The 4,326-nt window shown below is 60.6% G+C and carries 1 protein-coding gene; it reads right to left on the bottom strand.

The annotated features are described in order from the left end of the window. Positions 1-3,837 (bottom strand): LEPR-XLL domain-containing protein (locus EN906_RS24525; protein WP_164777328.1); only part of this gene is annotated, 3,837 nt, incomplete at its 3' end. Positions 3,838-4,326: the final 489 nt, after the last annotated feature.

Below are 4,326 nucleotides of genomic sequence, written 5' to 3'. Positions count from 1 at the left end.
GTTCAAGCCGATGCCGAGCGCGATCGACGCGCCGACGCCGACGCTGCCCGAGCCGCTTCCGGCCCCGGAGGAGGTCGCCGTCGTTGTGGTTACAGTCGTGTTGATCGCCGTGAGCAGAACATTGCCGCCGGTCAATGTAACCGTCGCGGCGCCGCTTGCTGGCTGATCGGCATGGTCGAGACCAATCACGCCAAGCGTGTCGGTATCGGCGAAGCTCAGCGCGAACGAACCGGCCACGCCGATATCGCCGCCGCTGGCGCCGGAGGTCGACTCGGCGCCGAAACGATGCGTCACGTCACCGCCGACGTTCTTCATCTTGGCTTCGGCTTTCACCCCGTCGGCCGTAATGATGCTGCCAGCCCCGATCGACGCCTCGTTGCGCATCGTCGCGATATTGATCGCCACTGCGACACCGACAGCGGTGCCGCTGTCGCTCGTCTTTGCGGTGCCATCGGCTTTCGCCGTCGCGTCCATATTGTTGGACGATTGTAAATTGAGTTCACCGACGCCAGCGCCATCACCGGCAACAACCGTGCGCCCGTCATTGATCGACGCCACCGCCAGTGACGACGAGACATTGAGGGCAAGCGCTGCCGCGACGCTGACATCGCCGCCGCCGCTTCCACCTGAACTGTTGGCCGATTTGCTGGCGCTGTCGCCATCATTCGACTTGCTGTTGGCCAGACCGACTTCCTTGTCCCGTTGCTCGTCGGCCTTGGTGTTGCCGTCCTCGTCTTTCTCGGCGCCAGCGGCACTCGCAATCGACTCCGCCTTGCTGGAACCGTCATTGGCGGCCGACAGACTGATCGATCCGTTCGAACGAAGATTGCGGTTCGATGTCGAGAACGCACGGTTGTCCACGAAGGCAAGCGCGATCGCCGCGCCGATTGCCGTCGAGCCGATGGCATCCCCATCGGCCAGCGTCGTGCTCACGCCGTGATTGCTGGCGCTGGCCGACAAATTGCCGGTGATGTCGAGTTCGCCGCCGGAACCGATTGACGACTCGGTGTTGTTGTCGATGACGTCGATCGCCCCCGCACCGCCGATGCCAACATCGCCGCCTTCCGCGCCCGCTTCTGCCTTGGTGGCAGCTGTATGGTTGCCGGTCGCAATCATGGTGATAGCGTCGCCGGCAACGATGGTCGCGTTGTCGCGGATCGACGCCGAGGTGGAATTGTCGACGATGGTCAGGGCGACCGAACCACCGATGCCGAGTTCGCCCGCGGCGCCGCTCGCGTCGTCGGGAACCGCATCGGTCACGACGTTGGTGGTGGAGTTGGCGGTGAGCGACAGATCCGCGCCATTCAGATTGATCGAGGCGTTTGCCGCGACGTCGGCGGAAGCCTCGGTGATGACGATATTGATGGCGAGCGAACCCGCGACCTGCGTCTTGGAGCCCTCGCCGGCGCCGGAAGTCGCCTGGGCGATGAAGCTGTCGCCGGCCGCAATCGTGGCGCTCAATGACACCGCGCTCGCCGACAGCGACGAGGCGCCGCCGAGATAGCTACGCGTCGTGACGTCGGCGATGCTCAGCGCTACTGCAACGCCGATGCCGGTAGCGCCGTTGGAGGAAGAGTTCGTGTTGGTGCCGTCCGCCGTCGCCGTCACCTTGTCCGTCGATTGCGCGGTCAGCGTGATCGCGCCACCGGATGTGAGGGTGGAGGCCTGAACGAAGGCTTCGGTGGTCGGCCGATAATCCGACACCGTCACCGCGCCGGCAAAGGTGATATCGCCGCTGCTGGTCGTCGCCTTGTCGGACGTGATGCCGTCCTTATTGGGGTCCTTCAGGCGCTCCTCGGATTCGTTGTCACCGCCCGCACTTTGGTCCGATCCGCCTGCCGTCGACTTGGCGATCGTCGTGATATTGCTGATCAGCGTTGCGCCGAGCGCGATCGAATTGGGTGTATCGCCGGCATTCGCGCCAATCGTCGAACCGCCCGAGACATTGGCGCGGGTCGTCGCATTGACTTCTGAAACCGCAACGCTTGCGCCCTTGCCGCCGCTACCGCCATCGGCCTCGGTGGTCATCGTCAAGTTGCTGGTTGCAGTCAGCGACACCGCGCCCGAGACGCTGAGCACGCTGCCCGCGAGCACTTCGGTGATCGCGTCGCTGACCAGAACGGTGACGGAAACCGCTGCATCCTTCTTTTCATCGTTGTCGGAACCGGCGTCGGACTCGTCCTTCGCGGTCAGCGTGACGGTTACGGTGCTCGACGCCGACAGGCTGGCCGCGGTCACATTGGTGCTGCTGAACTTGACCCGCGCTTCGGGCAGGATCGTCGCGATGACACCCGCGAGCGGCCCAACTTCGAAAGTCTCAGCCTCGACATTGGCGGTCGCGGTTGCAGTGAATTGAGCCGCGCCCGTCACGATGATCGTGGCGCCGCTCAGGTCGATGATCGCCTCCGGGGTCGCGAAATACGCGCCACCCGTGATTTTTCCATCGTCCGCCGCCGCTGCTGTCAGGGTCATCGAACTGGCGTTTATGGTGCTGGAAACGCTGATCTTCTCGGCATTGACGGTAACTGCGCCGGCAGTCAGCGTCCCGGAGATCGTCACCTCGTCCTTGCCGTCCTGGCCATTGATGATGAGTGCGGTTGAACCGAGGTTCACCGCATTGATCGTCAAGGTATCCTTTGAAAGAATCGGAATGCCCAGATCATCGCCGAGATTGATGGTCAGGCTGGTGCTGGGTTTGTTGAAAGTGATCGACTCGAATGTCGAAATAAGAGAATCCGACGACAGCGTCAGCGTCGCGCCATTGTCGGTCAGAGTCGCTTCATCGTCGGCATTGCTGGTTGTGATGACCCGGTCCGCGACGACACTGTTGTCGATGATCGGTTCGAGCCCGTCATAGCGGAGCACGACACCGTCACGCGTGATTGTGCCCGACGTCTGGCCAGTAGCTGCATACTTCACCGAGGCGAAGGTGCCGCCGTCGAGAACCATGCTGTCGAAGCCAGCGTCGCCGCCAGCCATGACGCCACTCAATCTTCCGGCCGCACCAACAAAAAAGGTGTCCTCGTTGCCAGCGGAACCGATCAGGTTCTCGACCGTAACGAAGGACACCCCAGCAACATCACCTGAACCCTCGCCAGTGAGATGCCAGTCGGTGTCCCGCGGGGGGCCGACCACGGCGTCGCTGCCGGCGCCGCCGCTCAACACCACCCTGCCAGCCAAAGCAGGGTCGATCTCGCGCAGCACAAAGCTGTCGTCGCCCGCGCCCGCGTCAACGGTCAGCGAGACCGCCGGAGTTGCGAACTTGTAGGCGATCAAATTGTTAAATGTTCCAGCGTCAAGCACCGACAGACCGTCATTGGAATCATCTGAACTGCCGATGCGGATCACCCGCGCTTGCCCGGAAGTGTCGGCATAAATGCGCTGGCTGGCCGTCGTATCGTCCTCGACCGCGCCGACGTTTGCCAGGCCAATGCTATGGGTCAACGCTCCGGCTTGCGCGGTAATGCTACCTGACAGGCCGGTGTCGGTCGCCAGCCGCACGGCGTCGAAGCTGCCGCCGGTCATGGCAAGCGTGTCGTTGCCGGCACCACCGTCGAAGCGCACGTCGAGCGCCGCCAGGAAGTTTTCGCCGAAGTCGATGGTGAGTTTGTCGTCGGCGTCGGTGCCGCGCACCACGATATAGTCGATCTGCTGCACGTTGCGCTGGTCGATCAGCGTGTCCGACTTGTTGTCATAGATCTGGATCGCCTGGATCAGATTGTCATAGCGCAGCGAATAGTCGGCGCCGGCCAAGTCGTTCATGTCGACTGCGAAAGGCAAGATGTCGGCCGACAGCAGATAACGCGGTTCAAGCGCTTCAAGTGCCAGGTTCGGCAAATCTGATGTCTTGCTGGGCCGTCGGGCTCGCCCCGGCGAGCGCCGCAACAGCGAACTTGCCAGCCAACGGCCAAATACGCCAGGGACGGGTGTCTGTTCTTTGCTGGCTAATCTCTTCTGAAATGCTTCAAAAAAAGCTGGCCTCGACAAAATGTTCATTTTGCCCCCTCAAACATCATCTATGGCTAATTGACCGCAAGCTAACGTACATCCGAAAATTCTTGGGCGCAAGGCGATCACGAAACCGCGACGAGTCTATATTTATGTAAAATTTGTGACAATACGGACCATAGGCGTATACATCGGTAAACATATTATTATCTACGGATACGTTTCCGTCAAAACAAGTATAACTATCAACCATCTAACATGTATATGGGATATTATTTTTTTAAGCATATTTAAATCTGATAGTTTAGAAAACAATATTTCAAAAGTGAAGTATTTCTTGTTCTTTCCTTGAAATTTCAGCACACGGTTTCCGCCACG

This window comes from Mesorhizobium sp. M7A.F.Ca.CA.004.06.1.1 (assembly GCF_003999135.1).
In the GTDB taxonomy this organism is placed as follows: domain Bacteria; phylum Pseudomonadota; class Alphaproteobacteria; order Rhizobiales; family Rhizobiaceae; genus Mesorhizobium.
Note: the sequence above shows the minus strand (reverse complement) of the source record. Positions and strands in the feature narration are given on the sequence as shown.